The 14,726-nt window shown below is 72.8% G+C and carries 12 protein-coding genes; 4 read left to right on the plus strand and 8 right to left on the minus strand.

Features of this window, described 5'->3' with window-relative positions; translation table 11 throughout:
• Positions 1-131 precede the first annotated feature (131 nt).
• The 4 genes from ABZY57_RS07140 to ABZY57_RS07155 form a co-directional block, all read right to left on the minus strand.
• Positions 132-761, minus strand: a complete 630-nt coding sequence (locus ABZY57_RS07140; protein ID WP_356508959.1) for a VTT domain-containing protein — start codon at positions 759-761, stop codon at positions 132-134.
• Positions 762-919: 158 nt separating this feature from the next.
• Positions 920-2,572, minus strand: a complete 1,653-nt coding sequence (locus ABZY57_RS07145; protein ID WP_356508960.1) for an alkaline phosphatase D family protein — start codon at positions 2,570-2,572, stop codon at positions 920-922.
• 125 nt (positions 2,573-2,697) lie between these two features.
• On the minus strand, positions 2,698-3,375 hold the full coding sequence (locus ABZY57_RS07150) for an HNH endonuclease family protein (RefSeq protein WP_356508962.1): 678 nt from the start codon (positions 3,373-3,375) through the stop codon (positions 2,698-2,700).
• 444 nt (positions 3,376-3,819) lie between these two features.
• Positions 3,820-4,026 carry a hypothetical protein gene (locus ABZY57_RS07155; protein ID WP_356508963.1) on the minus strand — a complete coding sequence of 69 codons (207 nt, stop codon included), beginning with the start codon at positions 4,024-4,026 and terminating at the stop codon, positions 3,820-3,822.
• Between the two features lie 112 nt (positions 4,027-4,138).
• On the opposite strand from ABZY57_RS07155, the gene ABZY57_RS07160 reads away from it, so the two are divergent.
• Positions 4,139-4,591, plus strand: coding sequence for a VOC family protein (locus ABZY57_RS07160; protein ID WP_356508965.1), 453 nt, complete (start codon positions 4,139-4,141; stop codon positions 4,589-4,591).
• Between the two features lie 1,564 nt (positions 4,592-6,155).
• Here ABZY57_RS07160 and ABZY57_RS07165 read toward each other — a convergent pair.
• Entirely contained in the window at positions 6,156-6,836 is a 681-nt protein-coding gene (locus tag ABZY57_RS07165) for an HAD-IA family hydrolase (protein ID WP_356508966.1), read from the minus strand.
• A 132-nt stretch (positions 6,837-6,968) separates the two neighbouring features.
• Positions 6,969-7,712 carry a peptidoglycan-binding domain-containing protein gene (locus tag ABZY57_RS07170; protein WP_356508968.1) on the minus strand — a complete coding sequence of 248 codons (744 nt, stop codon included), beginning with the start codon at positions 7,710-7,712 and terminating at the stop codon, positions 6,969-6,971.
• Between the two features lie 1,042 nt (positions 7,713-8,754).
• Here ABZY57_RS07170 and ABZY57_RS07175 point away from each other — a divergent pair.
• Positions 8,755-10,815, plus strand: a complete 2,061-nt coding sequence (locus ABZY57_RS07175; protein ID WP_356508970.1) for an MDR family MFS transporter — start codon at positions 8,755-8,757, stop codon at positions 10,813-10,815.
• Positions 10,816-10,897: 82 nt separating this feature from the next.
• On the opposite strand, the gene ABZY57_RS07180 is transcribed toward ABZY57_RS07175, so the two are convergent.
• On the minus strand, positions 10,898-11,326 hold the full coding sequence (locus ABZY57_RS07180) for a GNAT family N-acetyltransferase (protein WP_356508986.1): 429 nt from the start codon (positions 11,324-11,326) through the stop codon (positions 10,898-10,900).
• A 297-nt stretch (positions 11,327-11,623) separates the two neighbouring features.
• Between ABZY57_RS07180 and ABZY57_RS07185 the strand changes: the two genes are divergently transcribed.
• Positions 11,624-12,019 (plus strand): nuclear transport factor 2 family protein, encoded by a 396-nt coding sequence (locus ABZY57_RS07185; RefSeq protein WP_356508971.1) that lies wholly within the window; start codon positions 11,624-11,626, stop codon positions 12,017-12,019.
• Between the two features lie 113 nt (positions 12,020-12,132).
• On the opposite strand, the gene ABZY57_RS07190 is transcribed toward ABZY57_RS07185, so the two are convergent.
• Positions 12,133-12,483 (minus strand): antibiotic biosynthesis monooxygenase, encoded by a 351-nt coding sequence (locus tag ABZY57_RS07190; protein ID WP_356508973.1) that lies wholly within the window; start codon positions 12,481-12,483, stop codon positions 12,133-12,135.
• 134 nt (positions 12,484-12,617) lie between these two features.
• On the opposite strand from ABZY57_RS07190, the gene ABZY57_RS07195 reads away from it, so the two are divergent.
• On the plus strand, positions 12,618-14,648 hold the full coding sequence (locus tag ABZY57_RS07195) for a bifunctional glycosyltransferase 87/phosphatase PAP2 family protein (RefSeq protein ID WP_356508975.1): 2,031 nt from the start codon (positions 12,618-12,620) through the stop codon (positions 14,646-14,648).
• The last annotated feature ends 78 nt before the right edge of the window (positions 14,649-14,726 follow it).

Genomic DNA, 14,726 nt, shown 5'->3' on the forward strand with positions numbered 1-14,726 from the left:
GGCCGCGGCGACGCTGCCCGGTGAACGGGTGAGCCCCCCGCGGCGGCTTGTTGAGCGCGTGGGGCCCGGATCGGAGGGGGCGAGCGCGGGCCGGCTCGGGGGTTGTGGGCCCGAGGGGGGCGGCGGTCGGGTTACGTGGTGGCGGCTGGGGTGGCGGTGGGGCGGCGGACTACGAAGGCTGCCAGGGCGCCCGCGGCGAAGAGGGCGATCAGGGAGACCGCGGTGCCGAGCCAGGTGGTGCCCAGCCACTGGGTGCCGAAGTAGCCGAGGGCGATGCTGTAGCCGGCCCAGGCGAGGGCCGCCAGGACCGACCAGGGCAGGAACTCCCTGACCTTGCGTTGGGTCTTGCCCGCGCCGAGGGAGACCACCGAGCGGCCGGCCGGGGCGAAGCGGGCGACCACGACCAGGGCGCCGCCGCCGCGCGCGAGGGCGGTGCCGAGGCGCTCGTGGGCCCGGGTGAGCCGGCGGGAGCGGGCGATGGCCCGGTCGAGACGGGCCCCGCCCCGCCGGGCCAGCCGGTACGCGGCCATGTCGCCCAGTACCGAGGCGGTGACGGCCGTCACCAGCAGCGCCAGGATGTCCGGCACCTGGGACTGCACGGGCACGGGTCCCGCGGCCCCGGCCGCCGCGGCGGCAGCCGCAGCCGTGACCACCAGTACTCCGCTCGGCAGCACCGGTAGGAACACGTCGAGCAGGATGGACAGCGCCACGAGGGCGTAGATCCATGGGCTCGAAGTCAGCGAGCCCAGAGTCTCAAGCAAAACGGGACTCCCCAGTCCGGTTGACGTGCCTCGGCGTGAGGCGCCGCGACGTCGCGGGGGAGCGGCATGGGCGGCTGACAGCGGAACAGCGTACGCCGGGCGTCCACGGACCGGACGCCCGGGGCAGTGCTCCGGCGTGACGGGGGGCCCGCCGCGCGTCAGAGGGGAGGCGTGAGGTCGCGGTCCAGGACCATCGCCAGGCGGGGGCCCTTGCGTGCCTGGTCCAGGCGCAGCCGCGCGGAGCGCCCCGACAGTACGAGCGTCATGAGCTGGTTGCCGAACCACGGGCCGCCCGTTCGCCGCCAGCTCAGCGGAGGCCGGCCCGTCCGGCCGTGCCGGGAGAAGCCCCGGCCCAGCCATCGGCCCAGCCGTGACCAGCCCAGCCGGAAGCCCCATTTCACGGCGGTGTGAATGGAGTTGTGGACCGGGGAACAGGTGAGCTGGAACACCTGTGCCGTGCTCGGTATTCGCGGTTCGGCCACGTACGCGTGATGCACGTCGCCGGAGAGCACGCACACCGTCGCCGGCGCCCGCGGGCCCGTGCCCACCTCCTCGATCAGGTCGCTGAGCATCGCGAACGAGGCCGGGAACGCCGCCCAGTGCTCAAGGTCGCTCCGGCGGCGCAGGTTCTCGCCGATCCGGGCCCACCTCGGGCCACGCTCCCCGCGGCACAGCGCGGCATTCCACACCTCGGCGTCGTGCACGAGGGGCGGCATCAGCCAGGGCAGCGACGAGCCGATGAGGAGGTGGTCGTATCCCCCGTGTCCCGCCAGGGCGTTCTCGCGGAGCCACCCCCACTCCGCCGGGTCGAGCATGGCCCGCCCGTCCTCGGCGAGCACCCGGGCGGCCCGGGTGTCCACCATCAGCAGCCGGGACCGGCCGAAGTCCCGGCGGTAGCTCCAGCGGACCGTGGCCGGGTCGGCGTCCGCCGAGGTGGCGAAGGCCCGTAGCGCGTCGGTGCCGTCGGGGGTCGACCGGACCGCCTCGAACACGGGGTCGGCCGCCAGCTCGGCGGGGGAGAGATTGCCGAGGTGCTGGTACACCCAGTACGACATCAGGCCGCTGACCACCCGCTCCTGCCACCACGGGGTGGCGCGCATCTCCGCCAGCCACGCGGCGCTGGTGTTCCAGTCGTCGATGACGTCGTGGTCGTCGAACATGTGCAGGCTCGGGACGGTGGACAGGAGCCAGCGGATCTCCGGGTCGAGCCAGGACTCGTAGTAGAGCCGGGTGTATTCCTCGAAGTCCGCGACCTGGGCGCCGGGGGCCTCGCGGAGGTCCCGCCGGGCCGCCAGCCACTGGCGGGTGGAGCGGGAGAGCTGGTCCGCGTACACCTGGTCGCCGAGGAGCAGCAGGACGTCGGGCCGTACCGCCTCCGGCTCGGCGGCCAGATCGGCGGCGAGGGTGTCGAGCGCGTCGGGGCCGTGCGGTCCCCGCCGGTCGGCCGGAGGGGCGGCCTGGCGGCAGGAGCCGAAGGTCAGGCGGAGGTCGGGGGCGGTCGTGGAGCCCGGCCTTCCCGCGGGTGGGGTGGTGATGGTGCTCGCGGGGAACGGGCTGTCGGGCAGCGGCCAGACCCGGAGACCGTCGAGGAGGACTTCGTAGGCCGTGGTGGTGTCCGGGGTGAGGCCGGTGACGGTGATCAGCGCGTAGTGGTGGCCGGCTATCTGGAAGGTGTGGACGCTGCCACCGGAGCCGTCGGCGCAGCGCACCTCGGCGGTGCACGGGCGATCCGCCTCGATCCATACCGTGGCGGAGTCGCCCGCGTCCCAGTCGACGTGGCGCAGCAGCGGTCCCAGACGCAGTGTCCCCATGCAACTCCCCCTCCTTTTCCGGCGTTGCCGTTCGATCACCGTACGACGGGGAGGGGGTGGTCCACCTCCCCCTGGCGGGGGAAAGATCCTTGGCCAGGGGTGGGGTGGGGTGAGGCGTGTGGGTGTCAGCAGGCGTTGAGGATGCTGACCAGGGTCGACTTCTCCGTCGAGTCCATGCTCAGAGCCCAGTACTGCTTGACCCCGACCCACATGCGTGCGTAGGTGCAGCGGTAGGCGGTGCGCGGCGGCAGCCACTTGCCGGGGTCGAGGTCGCCCTTCGCCTGGTTCACGTTGTCGGTGACAGCGATGAGCTGGGAGCGGGTGAGGTCGTTGGCGAACTGCTGGCGCTTGGCGGTGGTCCAGGAGTTGGCGCCGGAACGCCAGGCCTCGGCGAGGGCGACGACGTGGTCGATGTCGAGGTCCGAGGCGGCCGTCCAGGTGGCGCCGTCGTACTCGGAGTACCAACTGCCGCTGACGGCCGCGCAGGCGGAGTCCTGGACCACGCCCGAACCGTCGCGCTTGAGGACGGTCTCACGGGTGTTGCAGGTGCCGGAGACGGTGCTCCAGTGGGGGAAGAGGTCACGGCTGTAACCGGTGGTGGAGCCCTCGGCCTTCGGGGTGACGGTCGCGAGGTAGGAGCGGGCGGCCGCGGCGCTGATGGGGGTGGGAGGGGCTGCGGCGGCGGGCGGGGCGGTGAGGAGGGTGGTCAGGGAGGCGGCCGCGAGTATGGAGGCGAGCGCACCGAGGCGACGTCCGAGTCGACGCGCGTAGACCGAGGGCGTGGAGGAGTGCTTGGAGGGCATGAGGGGCTCCTGGGTGGGGGCAGGGGTGAGGCCGGCCGGGTGAGCGGGTGAGCGGGTGAGCTGTGGGGCGTGGCCATGCTGGCCGCGCAGGGTTTCGAGGGGATGGGCGTGAGGTGACAGTTTGCAGGCATGAGCATGTCATGGCGAGGTGGGTGACAGGCCCTGGGGTGGGAGGAGTTGGGATGCGGGGTGGGCTTGGGCGGGAGTGGGGCTAATGTCCCGGCCCTGGACCCGTTGTGAGTCTGAGTTCGAGTTCCGGGCCTGGCGCGCGTTTTGGGGCCGGGTCACGTGCCGGTCCCCGTCCCCGTCCCCGTCCCCGTCCCGGTCTCGTGTCCGCTCGGGTGGCGGGGTCGGCCGTGGGGGCGGTCGCGGTAGCGGCAGCGGCAGCGGGCATGGCGACGGCGCCGCGCCCGGTCGTTCCGGGGGCGGCGCCGTGATCTGGAATCAGAGTCCGGTGGTGAAGGGGTTGTTGTGGACCGCGTTGGAGTTGTAGGTGGTCCGGTCCTTGCGCAGTTGCTCGGTGCGCTGCAGCTCGATCAGGAGTCCGTCCGCAGCCTCCGAGCGGCGGCGCCTTTCCCGGCGCATCACCTTGACGATGAGGTAGAGCGCTGCGATCCCCGTCAGAGCGACGAGGACGATCAGTTCGGTCATGACGTTTCCCCCGCGGTCACGTTGTCGGCCCGCGCATTCCGGTGATCCGGTGATCCGGTGCGCCCGGTCGACGGTACCTCCCGTTGTCAGACCTGCCTGAGAGGCTGAGGCCATGGAGACCACGTTGCAACTGACCATCGACTGCGCCGATCCGCGGGTGATGGTGACGTTCTGGGCCGAAGCGCTCGGGTACGTGCCGGAGCCGGCGCCGGACGGGCACGCGACCTGGCGCGCGTACTGGGAGGGCATGGGGGTGCCCGCGGAGGAATTGCCCGATGGGGTGGGGGACGTGCCGGAGTCGATCGTGGATCCGTCCGGGCGGGGGCCCCGGGTGTGGTTCCAGCAGGTTCCGGAGCCCAAGGCCGGCAAGAACCGGGTCCACCTGGATCTGAAGGTCAGCGGCGGGCGCGGGGTTCCGATGGAGCTGCGGACGCGACGGGTCGACGAAACGGTGGAGCGGCTCACGGAGGCGGGGGCGACCGTGCTGCGCGTGCTGGACGAGCTGGAGACGCACTACGGCGTGGTGCTGCAGGACCCTGAGGGGAACGAGTTCTGCGTCGCCTGAGCCCGAGCTGCGCGGGGGCCGCGGGCGCGGGATGGTCGGCTCGGCTCGGCTGATCGGGCGCGCCCGGTGAAGTCGGCCTGCCGGGCAGGCCAGGCCCGCCGGAGGGGTGGGGCCTGGCCGGTGGGGGCCGGCCGGGGTGGAGTGGGCCCGCCGTTACGGGGTGGGACTGCCGTGCCGGGTGGGACTGCCGTACGGGGTGGGGCCTGGCTGGGGTAGGCCCGCCGTGCAGGGTGGGACTCCCATGCGGGGTGGGGCCCGGCCGGGGCGGAGTAGGCCAGTCGTGCAGGGTGGGACTGCCGTACGGGGTGGGCCTGTCGTACGGGTGGGGCCTGGCCGGTGGGCCCGCCGTACAGGGGGGCTTGGGCGGATGGTTCGGGGATGAGAACTGGCCTTGGCCTGCCTGAGGTGGGGCGCTTCGGTCGGGTGGCGTGCGTCCGACTGTCGAGGTTCGGCCCGCCTCAAGCAGGCCCGGGTCCAGCTGCCTTGGCCTGCCATTCGGGATGGGCCTGCCGGGCCGGCGTGGTGTGCCGGGTGGGGGGCTGGCACTGTCTGGGTGGGGCGGTCGGACCACTCGGTGTGCGTCCGGCTGCGGAGGTCTAGCTCGCCTGGGTCGGGCGGGGCGGGGCTAACGCTTGGGCCCGGCGGCGCAGTTCTGGCCGTTTGCGGTGTGCTGCTTGGCGGGCGGGGGGTGGCCGCTTGGGTGGGACCGCCTGCCGACGCGGTGTGGCCTGCCTTGGTGGGTTGCTCGGGTCGGCGTACGCACGACCGTCGAGGTCTGGGTGAGCCGGGTCGGGCCGGGCGGGTTGGCCGCCCGCGCCTGGCCGTTCGGGGTGGGCTGCTTGGGTTTGGCGGGCTGGGGATGGCGTCGACTGGACCTGGTACCGGGTCTGCATTCCGAGGTCGGCCGTCCATCTGACCTGCTGGGTTGCCCATCCGGTTCGGGGCGCTGGCCTGGCTGCCCGGATCCGGCTGCCTGGCCAGCTTGTTCGGGAGGGCGGGCGGGGTGTGGCGGGGTGGCTGGGTCCGGCCTCGCCCGGGTCAGGCGGGGCGGGTCTGGCAGCTTGGGCCCGGCAGCCTCAGCCTTGCCGTTCGGGGGTGGCCGGCGGGGGTGGCCGGTTGGGTGTGGGAACGCCCGCCGACTCGGTGTGGCCTGCCTTGGTGGGTTGCTCGGGTCGGCTACGCACGACCGTCGAGGTCTGGGTGAGCCGGGTCGGGCGGGCGGGTTGGCCGCCCGTGCCTAGCTGTCCGGGGTGGGTTGCTCGGATCTGGCGGCCCGGCGATGGCTGCCTGGGCATGGCATTGCCGGGGATCTGGCTAGCCGGGTTGCGTTCCCGGGCCTGCCTTGCCGGGGCGAGCCGTCTGTCTGACCGCCCGGGCCGTGCCGCCGGGGGTGGGCCGCCCGGGCCGCGCCGCCCGGGATGGGCTATCGGCCTGGGTATGCGGGTCGGGCCGCCTGCGGGGGCGCCCGGGGTGGGCCGTCGGCCTGGCTGCGCCGGTCGGGCCGCCTTGAGGGCGGGTCGTCCGTCTGGCGGGTCGGGGTAGGGCGACAGGCGGGGCGTCCCGGTCAGGCCGTCTGGAGGGTGAGGGTGATGGAGCCGTCGGGGGAGGTGGCGAGGGCGACGGCGTTCAGGTCGAGGACGTGGGCGGTGGGGCCGTGGGCGGCGGCGCGGGGGCCGATGCCGATGACCCGCATGCCCGCGGCCCTGCCCGCGGCGATGCCGGCGGCCGAGTCCTCGAAGACGATGCAGTCGGCCGGGTCCATGCCGAGGGCGGCGGCGCCCATCAGGAAGCCCTCGGGGTCGGGCTTGCTGGCCTTCACGGATTCCGCGGTGATCCGGACCTCGGGCATCGGCAGGGCGGCGGCCGTCATCCGGGCCGTGGCCAAGGCCATGTCGGCGGAGGTGACCAGGGCGTGCGGGAGCGCGCTGAGTGCGGCCATGAACGCGGGAGCGCCGGCGATCGGGACGACGCCCTCGATGTCGGCGGTCTCGCGGGCGAGCATCACCGCGTTCTCGGCGAGGTTCTCCTCCATCGGGCGGTCCGGGAGGAGGATCGCCATCGTGGCGTAGCCCTGGCGGCCGTGGACCACCTTGAGGGTTTCCTCGGGATTCAGGCCGTGGGCGACGGCCCAGTCGTACCAGCAGCGCTCGACCACCGCGTCCGAGTTGACGATGGTGCCGTCCATGTCCAGGAGCAGGGCCTTGGCGGTCAGGACGGCGGGGGCGGTGGTGGTGCTGGCCGGCATCGGAGGGGCTCCAGACGGGACGGGAAAGAGAACAAGTGGTTCCGTCCACCGGTCAGGGAGAGAGGACGGAACCACTTTGTTCCTGAACAATACAAAACGCGGAGGGGTGCTCGCCACCGGATCCGGTGTGTTCTATCCCTCCAAGGCGCGGCGGGTCGCCGGACCGTAGACGCCCCACGGGTCCTCGTCGATGCCGTTGTACGCCTGGAAGGTCGAGACCGCCGATTCCGTACGGGCGCCGTACCGGCCGTCGTACCTGCCGTGGTAGATGCCCTGCGCTGCCAGCAGGCGTTGGAGCTTCTCCACCTCGGGGCCCGAGTCCCCGTACCGGAGGGTCGGCTTCGCGGGGGGCCGCGGGGTCGGCGAGGAGGAGCGGCTCGGGGTGGGGGACGGGGTGGCCGACGGGGTCGACGAACGGCTCGGGGTGGGAGACGGCGACGGCGAGCGGGGCGGGGAGGCGGACGGGGACGCAGACCGGGACGGGCTGGGGGTGGGGGACGGGGACGGGCCCTTGCTCTCGGCGGGCTGCGGCGGGGCGACCTGGGTGAGGCTGCTCAAGGGGGAAGAGGGCTTCGCGTCGAGGAGGGTGGTCTCCGGCGTGCCGGAGCCCGAGAAGGCCTGCAGGACGAGAACGGCCGCGCCGATCACGGTGGCGGCGGCCGCGGTGAGGGGGAGCGCGCGTATGCGGCGCCGCGGGGGCCCGGAAGGGTGCGGCCCGCCTGCCCCGCCTGCCCCGCCCGCCCCGTCCATTCCGGGTGTCCCGTACCCGTGGGCCGGGCCGGTCTGGTCCCACGCGGGGGCCTCGGGCGACCCGTACGCGCTGTGGGCCCCGGGTGCCGCGTACGGCTCGTACGCGGGGATCGGGCGCAGCTGCATCGTTTCTGCGGGCGGGGAGGCTACGGGTGTCCCGTACGCGGGCGTCTCAGCCCCGGGCGGCAGTGGCGCAGTGCGGGTGGGACTGACGGGACTGACGGGACTGATGGAGGGTGCTGGGACGTCGGCCGGGCCGGGGTATGGCTGCAGGCCGGGTATCTGGCCCGGGTGCGGAGCGGGATCGGGGGAGCCGGGCCGTGTGGTGGCGCCCGCCGTGCTGGGGGTGCCCGCCGGGTCGGTGTAGGGCGGAGGGGTGATCGCCGGGGCGGGGTACGGCGGCAGGCCGGCCGTTCGGCCCGGCTTGCTCGCAGGGTCCGGGGAGGCAGGGCCCGCAGCGGCGCCCGCCGGGTCGGCGTGGGGCCCAGCGGTGTCGGCCGGCCGAGGGGTGGCCGGGGTGCTCACCCGGTCGGGCGCCGGGGCGCTCGCCGAGCCGGGGTATGGCGGCGGGACGGGCGTCCGCCCCGGGTGTGCTGCGGGATCCGGGGAACCGGGGCGCGCTGTGGCGCCCGTCGGCTCGTCGTGCGGAGGCGGTCCGGGCCATCGGTCCGGATGTGCCACGGGATTCGGGAAGTCGGGGCGCGGTGCGGTGCCCGCCGGGTCGGTGTGTGGAGGCAGGCCGGGCCTCCGGCCCGGGTGTGCCGTAGCGCCCGACCCATCGGAAAGCGGCGGGGTGCCCGGGGTGGTGCGGGGCGTGGTGGCTGCCTGGTCGGGGTGGGGCGAGGTGGTGTTCGACCAGGCTGCGGGCGGGGGTGTGGTGGGCGGCTGGCCCGGGTGGGGCGCAGTGGGCGCCTGGTCAGGGGGCGGTGGGGTGGGGTTCGGGAGGGATACGTAGGGGCGGACGCGCAAGGGTTGGAAGCCTGGTGCGCAGTCGCAGGCCCCTCCCCTCGTGTTGCATTCCGGACATTGCTCAGTGCTCACTCGAATCCCTCCCCTGGCCGCTGCCTGCGATTATGCAGACCCCCGGTAACCCGCCCAACCCGCCCGACAGGCCATAACCGGACACACCGCTCAGGATGGAGGAGTCGACAGGCCCGAGGAGGAGCCCATGGTGCAGGACGTGACCACGGAGCCCGACCCGCGGAAGCGGACATCCGGCCCCAGCGCCGAACACGCCTCACGCGAGGTACTCGTCTCCATCGGTGCTCTGCTGCTGGGGCTGCTCATCTCCTCGCTCGACCAGACGATCGTGTCGACGGCCCTGCCGACGATCGTCAGCGATCTCGGCGGGATGTCGCACCTGTCGTGGGTGGTCACGGCCTACATGCTCGCCTCGACCGCTGCAACGCCGCTGTGGGGCAAGCTCGGGGACCAGTACGGGCGCAAGAAGCTCTTCCAGTCCGCCATCGTGATCTTCCTGATCGGATCCGCCCTGTGCGGCCTGGCGCAGAACATGCCGCAGCTCATCGGCTTCCGCGCACTGCAGGGACTGGGCGGCGGCGGGCTGATGGTGCTGTCGATGGCGATCGTCGGAGACATCGTCCCCCCGCGCGAACGCGGCAAGTACCAGGGGCTCTTCGGTGCGGTCTTCGGAGCCACCAGCGTGCTGGGTCCGCTGCTGGGCGGGCTCTTCGTGGACCACCTGTCGTGGCGCTGGGTCTTCTACATCAACCTCCCCATCGGTCTCGTCGCACTCGTCGTCATCGCCGCGAGCCTGCGCATCCCGGTACGCACCGAGAAGCACACCATCGACTACCTCGGCACCTTCCTCATCGCCTCCGTCGCGACCTGCCTGGTGCTCGTGGCCTCCCTCGGGGGCACCTGGGGTTGGAGCTCCCCGGAGATCATCGGGCTCGCGGTGCTCGGCCTCGTCCTGCTGATCGCCTTCGTCGCCGTCGAGCGGCGGGCCGCGGAGCCGGTGCTCCCGCTCAAGCTGTTCCGGATCCGCACCTTCACCCTCTGCTCGCTGATCAGTTTCATCGTCGGCTTCGCGATGTTCGGCGCGATGGTCTACCTGCCGACCTTCCTGCAGGTCGTCCAAGGCGTCTCCCCGACCATGTCGGGCGTCCACATGCTGCCGATGGTGCTCGGGCTGCTGATCACCTCCACCGTGTCCGGCCAGATCGTCAGCCGCACCGGGCGCTGGAAGGTCTTCCCGATCGCGGGCACGGCCCTGACCGCCGTCGGGCTGCTGCTCCTGCACCAGTTGGAACGCACCAGCTCCACCTGGGAGATGAGCGTCTACTTCTTCGTCTTCGGCGCCGGCCTCGGACTGGTCATGCAGGTGCTCGTCCTCGTGGTGCAGAACTCGGTCAGCTACGCCGACCTCGGTGTCGCCACCTCCGGTGCCACCTTCTTCCGCTCCATCGGCGCCTCCTTCGGTGTCGCCATCTTCGGCACGGTCTTCACCAACGGGCTCGACGACAAACTGGCCGGTGCGCTCAGGGGGGTCCCGCTCCCGCCGGGGCTGGACGTGAGCAAGCTGGAGGCAGACCCGCGCGCCGTCGGGGACCTCCCCGCCGCCCTGCAAACGCGTGTGCTCGACGCCTACTCCACCTCCATCACCGACGTCTTCCTCTACGCGGCCCCCGTCGTGCTGGTGGCCTTCGTCGTGGCCTGGTTCCTCAAGGAGGACAAGCTGCGCGCTTCGGTGACGGCGCCCGATGTCACCGAGACCCTCGCCTCCAACCCCGTCCAGCGCTCCTCCCGTGAGGAGGTGGCCCGTGCGCTGTCGGTGCTCGGGACCCTCCAGGGCCGCAAGCACGTCTACGAGAAGATCACCGCGAAGGCCGGCTATGACCTGCTGCCCGCCGCGAGCTGGATGCTGCTGCGGATCAAGAAGTACGGCACCGTCGACCCGGCGGTGCTGGCGGAGAAGAGCATCGTGCCGCTGCGGGCCATCAATGACGCGAGCCGTCAGGTCGAGGAACGCGGGCTGGCCGTCCGCGACGGGCTGTCGCTGGTCCTGACGGACAAGGGGCGCGCGAGCGCGCTGAAGCTGTCGGCCGCGCGGGAGGCCTCGCTCGCCGAACTGCTCGGCGACTGGTGGGGCCCGGACCGGCCGACCGACCTGTCCGAGCTGGTCGCGGAGATCAACTCGGAGCTCTGCGGTTCCGAAGCCGAGGAGCCGCACGAGACCTTGCCCCGCCGGGACCACGCAGCCAGGTGATCCACCCGGGCCGGCGCACCCCCGCACCCCGCATCCCCGAGCCCCGCCCGCCGAACCCCGACCGTCAGCCGCGCGCCGCTGGTCAGACCAGGCGCTTCTCGAACCAGTGCTCGGCGTAGGGACCCGAGCTGTACGCGGGTATCTCCGCGTACCCCTGGCGCGCGTACAACGCGCGGGCCTCCACCAGGTCGGACCGGGTGTCCAGCCGGACCCGCTCGGCGCCCAGCGCACGGCCCGCGTCCTCCAGGACCCGGAGCAGGGCCGCCCCGCCGCCCGTACCGCGGGCGCGCGGGTCCACGTACACCCGGGTGAGTTCGGCGGTGACGGGGTCCAGGAGACGTATCCCGCCGCAGGCCAGAGGCCGGCCGTCGAGTCTGCCGACCACGAACCGGCCCGTCGGCGCAGTGAGCTCGTCGTCCGGGAAGTCCAGGAGACCCTGGTCGATCTCGGCCTCGGTGACGGACCGTCGCCAGTACCGGCCGGCGACCTCCGCGTAGTACGCGCGGCGCAGGAGCGTGGCGTCCGGGGTCGTGAACGGCTCGGCGGCAACCTGCCAGACCCCGCCCGAGGTCGGGGTGGTGGCCGAGGTCGCCGTCGAGGCCGAGGCCGAGTCCGAGGCCGAGGCCGCGATCGGAGTGGTGGCCGAGGTCGAGGACGGGGTGGCGGTGGTCGTGGTCGTGGTGGGCGTCTCTGCGCTGGTCATGAGGTCATTGTGGAGTGGACCCCGGCCGCCCGCGTTGGAATATCCACAGGGCCGGGCCGATGATAGGAAAAAGGGCAAACCGTTCGCACGAAGGGCGTGACCGTCATGTCGGAGCATCCTGACTGTGCCCTGATCCGCCGCGGCTACGAGGCTTTCGGCCAGGGCGACATGGAGAAGCTGAGCACGATGATGACGGCCGACGTCATCCAGCACATGCCCGGGAGCGGCCCCCTCTCAGGGCACCACAAGGGGCGGGAAGCCGTCTTCGACCTCTATCGCCGGCTCGGTGAGGAGACGAAGGGCACGTTCAAGGTGCATCTGGACAAGCTGCTCGCCGACGGCCGCGGCCACGTCATGAGTTTCCACACGACGCGCGCCGACCGCGGCGACCGCGGGATCGAGATCCACGAAGGGATCTTCTTCACGATCGTCGCCGGAAAGATCAGCGACCTCGACGTCTGCACCGAGGACATCGAGGAGAGCGACTCCTTCTGGGCCTGACAGAGCCCGAGGGAGCCCGAGGGAGCCCGAGGGAGCCCGAGAGCCTGACAAAGCCCGAGGGGCCCGAGCACACGAAGAGGGCCCGGCGCCGCGGCTCCGGGCCCTCCCGACACTCAGCCCTGCTTCGGCGCCGCCTGCTGCACGACCTCGAACGACCACACCGACGACCCGGTCGCGGCGGGCTTCGGCCGCTCCCCGCCGCCTTCGCCGCCCGCGCCGCCCGCAGCGCCGCCACCCTGGTGGGCCGCCTTCATGGGCCCGTCCATCCACGCCTGGAAGTCCTCCTCGGAACGCCACCGCGTGTACACGAGATACTGGTCCGTGCCCTCGACGGGCCGCAGCAGTTCGAACCATTCGAAGCCGTCCGAGCTCTCCACGGAGCCCGCACGGGAGGCGAACCGCTGCTCCAGAACCGCCCGCTGTTCGTCCGGGACGGTGAGGGCGTTGATCTTCACGATGCTCATGCCCGCCATCCTAGGTATCGCGCGGGGGATATCGTCGTCCGGGTAAATGAAGCACGCGGTAGGAAACGCGGTACGAAACGCGGCAGCCAGGCGAAGTCAGGGTTGCGGTCAACAGGGCGGGAGGCCGGCGAGGCGTGGCTAACGCGGCGGAGCACAGTGGTGCGAACGGACATGCCGGGGTCATAGGCGGTAGCGGCGACGGCAGGCTCGGGGCGGCGCGCCTCATGCTGTGGGCACTGGCCATGCTGCTCGCCGTCAGGCAGGCCGCGGTCGTGCTGCGCGTGCCACCGGGCGAGTGGCTCAGCGGCTTCCACCTGCCGGGCAGCCTGCCGGGCTCGCTCTACACGAGCGGCCAGTTCACCGGGACGCCCTTCGCGGGGCTGGTCCTCAAGCCGCTCCTCGGCCTTGCCGCGCCCTCCTTGGAGGTGGCCTGGACCTGCATGACGCTCCTGCTCGTGGCCGCCATCGGGCTGGTCGCCGCGCGCGCCCTGCCCGATCCCGTGCCGCGGCGCACGGCGCTGCTCGCAGCGCCCGTGCTGGTCGCGCTGATGATGGTCTCGCTGCCCGTCCGTGAGGCCGCACTGCCCGGGCAGACGGCCGTCCTGCCGGTGCTGCTGGTGCTCCTCGCCGTGTTCCGGGTCCCGAGCGAGCGCTCCTCCGGGTTCCTGATCGGCCTGGCCGCAGCCCTGCAGCCCGCGCTGCTGCTCTTCGCGCCACTGCTGTGGCTGTCCGGACGCAGGACCACCGCACGCTCCGCCGCCGTGACCTTCGGCGGCGCCACCGCCCTGTCCTGGGCGGCCTTGCCCAGCGACTCGTGGACGTACTGGGTCCAGCACCTGGCCGGCACCGGCCTCGGCGGCGCACCCGGCAGCGTCGCCAACCAGTCCGTGCACGGCGCCCTGCTGCGCCTGGGCCTCTCCGGCCCCGGTGAGATCCTGCTCTACGCCGCCCTCGCGGCCCCGATCGTCTGGATCGGGCTGCGCCGCGCCGCCCGCTACGCCCGTGACGGCCAGCTGCTGCTCGCCGTCGCGATCACCGGCTGCGTGGCCGTCGCCGTGTCCCCGACCGGCTGGCGCCACCACATGCTGTGGGTGCTGCTCGCGGTCGCCGGCAAGGTCGGCAAGCGGGCCGCCGACCGGCCGGTGTGGCCGGTGGCGGTGATCCTCGCCATGACCCTGCCGAGCGACGTGCTGCTGCCCAACCTGGTCGCGCTGGCCCCCGTACGGGACAACGTGCTGCTGCTCGCGGCCCTCGCGGCGGCCTGCGCCGTGCCGTTCCTGCCGCGCTCCTCCCCGCACTGGCGCGAGCCGGTCCCCACCGCCTACGGGCGGCCCGCGTCCGCGCGGTGGGCGCGGGTGCCGTTGCTGCCGTTCTGGCGGCGCGTGCTGTCGCGTCCGAACCTGCTGCTGGAACTGCTCCTGATTCGGGTCGGGTACTCGCTCTACTCGCACATCCGGGCCGCCGCCCCCACCAGCCGCACCCTCGCCGAGGGCAACGGCAGCCAGATCCACGGGATCGAGAAGGCGCTCGGCATCGACATCGAGCTCGCCGTGAACCACGCGGTGGTGAACACGCCCTGGCTGGAGGCGTTCTTCAACTTCTACTACACCTCCTTCCACTTCGTGGTCCCGCTGGCGATCCTCGCCGTCCTGTACTGGCGCCGGCCCCGGGACTACCGCTGGGCGCGGGCCTCCCTCGGGCTGGCCACCGTGCTGGCGCTCATAGGTTTCTGGCTGTATCCGCTGGCGCCGCCGCGGCTGATGCCGGGCATGGGCTACGTCGACACCGTGCACGGGGTGCAGGACCTGGCGAACCCGAGCTACGGGGCCATGACCGCGATCTCCAACCAGTACGCGGCGATGCCCTCGCTGCACTTCGGCTGGTCGTTGTGGTGCGGGATCGTGATCGTCATGATCGCGCCGCGGGGCTGGCAGAAGCTGCTGGGTGCGCTGCACCCGACGATCACGGTGTGCGCGATCGTCGCGACCGCCAACCACTGGGTGCTCGACGCCGTCGGCGGCGCCCTCGTCGTCGGGGCCGGGTTCGGGCTCGTCTACGTGCTCTCGGGTCCCCGGGGCGACGCCGTGCCGGCCGGGGCGGCCGTGCCTCGGCCGAGGCGGCCCGAGCGGGTCGGAGCGGGGTCCGGGGAGCGGACGCGGGCCTAGGCCGACGGCGACAGCTGCGCGAAGGGGTGCCGGGGCGGTGGTGTCGTTCATCGCGGGCGCGTTCGGCGCGTACTTCCT

This window comes from Streptomyces sp. NPDC006450 (assembly GCF_040612195.1).
Taxonomy (GTDB): domain Bacteria; phylum Actinomycetota; class Actinomycetes; order Streptomycetales; family Streptomycetaceae; genus Streptomyces.

What these genes read in the sequence shown, in the direction of transcription:
- ABZY57_RS07145 (WP_356508960.1), bottom strand. Translation starts at nt 2,572, where the DNA reads ATGGGGACACTGCGTCTGGGACCGCTGCTGCGCCACGTCGACTGGGAC.
- ABZY57_RS07150 (WP_356508962.1), bottom strand. Translation starts at nt 3,375, where the DNA reads ATGCCCTCCAAGCACTCCTCCACGCCCTCGGTCTACGCGCGTCGACTC.
- ABZY57_RS07155 (WP_356508963.1), bottom strand. Translation starts at nt 4,026, where the DNA reads ATGACCGAACTGATCGTCCTCGTCGCTCTGACGGGGATCGCAGCGCTC.
- ABZY57_RS07160 (WP_356508965.1), top strand. Translation starts at nt 4,139, where the DNA reads ATGGAGACCACGTTGCAACTGACCATCGACTGCGCCGATCCGCGGGTG.
- ABZY57_RS07165 (WP_356508966.1), bottom strand. Translation starts at nt 6,836, where the DNA reads ATGCCGGCCAGCACCACCACCGCCCCCGCCGTCCTGACCGCCAAGGCC.
- ABZY57_RS07170 (WP_356508968.1), bottom strand. Translation starts at nt 7,712, where the DNA reads ATGCAGCTGCGCCCGATCCCCGCGTACGAGCCGTACGCGGCACCCGGG.
- ABZY57_RS07175 (WP_356508970.1), top strand. Translation starts at nt 8,755, where the DNA reads ATGGTGCAGGACGTGACCACGGAGCCCGACCCGCGGAAGCGGACATCC.
- ABZY57_RS07185 (WP_356508971.1), top strand. Translation starts at nt 11,624, where the DNA reads ATGTCGGAGCATCCTGACTGTGCCCTGATCCGCCGCGGCTACGAGGCT.
- ABZY57_RS07190 (WP_356508973.1), bottom strand. Translation starts at nt 12,483, where the DNA reads ATGAGCATCGTGAAGATCAACGCCCTCACCGTCCCGGACGAACAGCGG.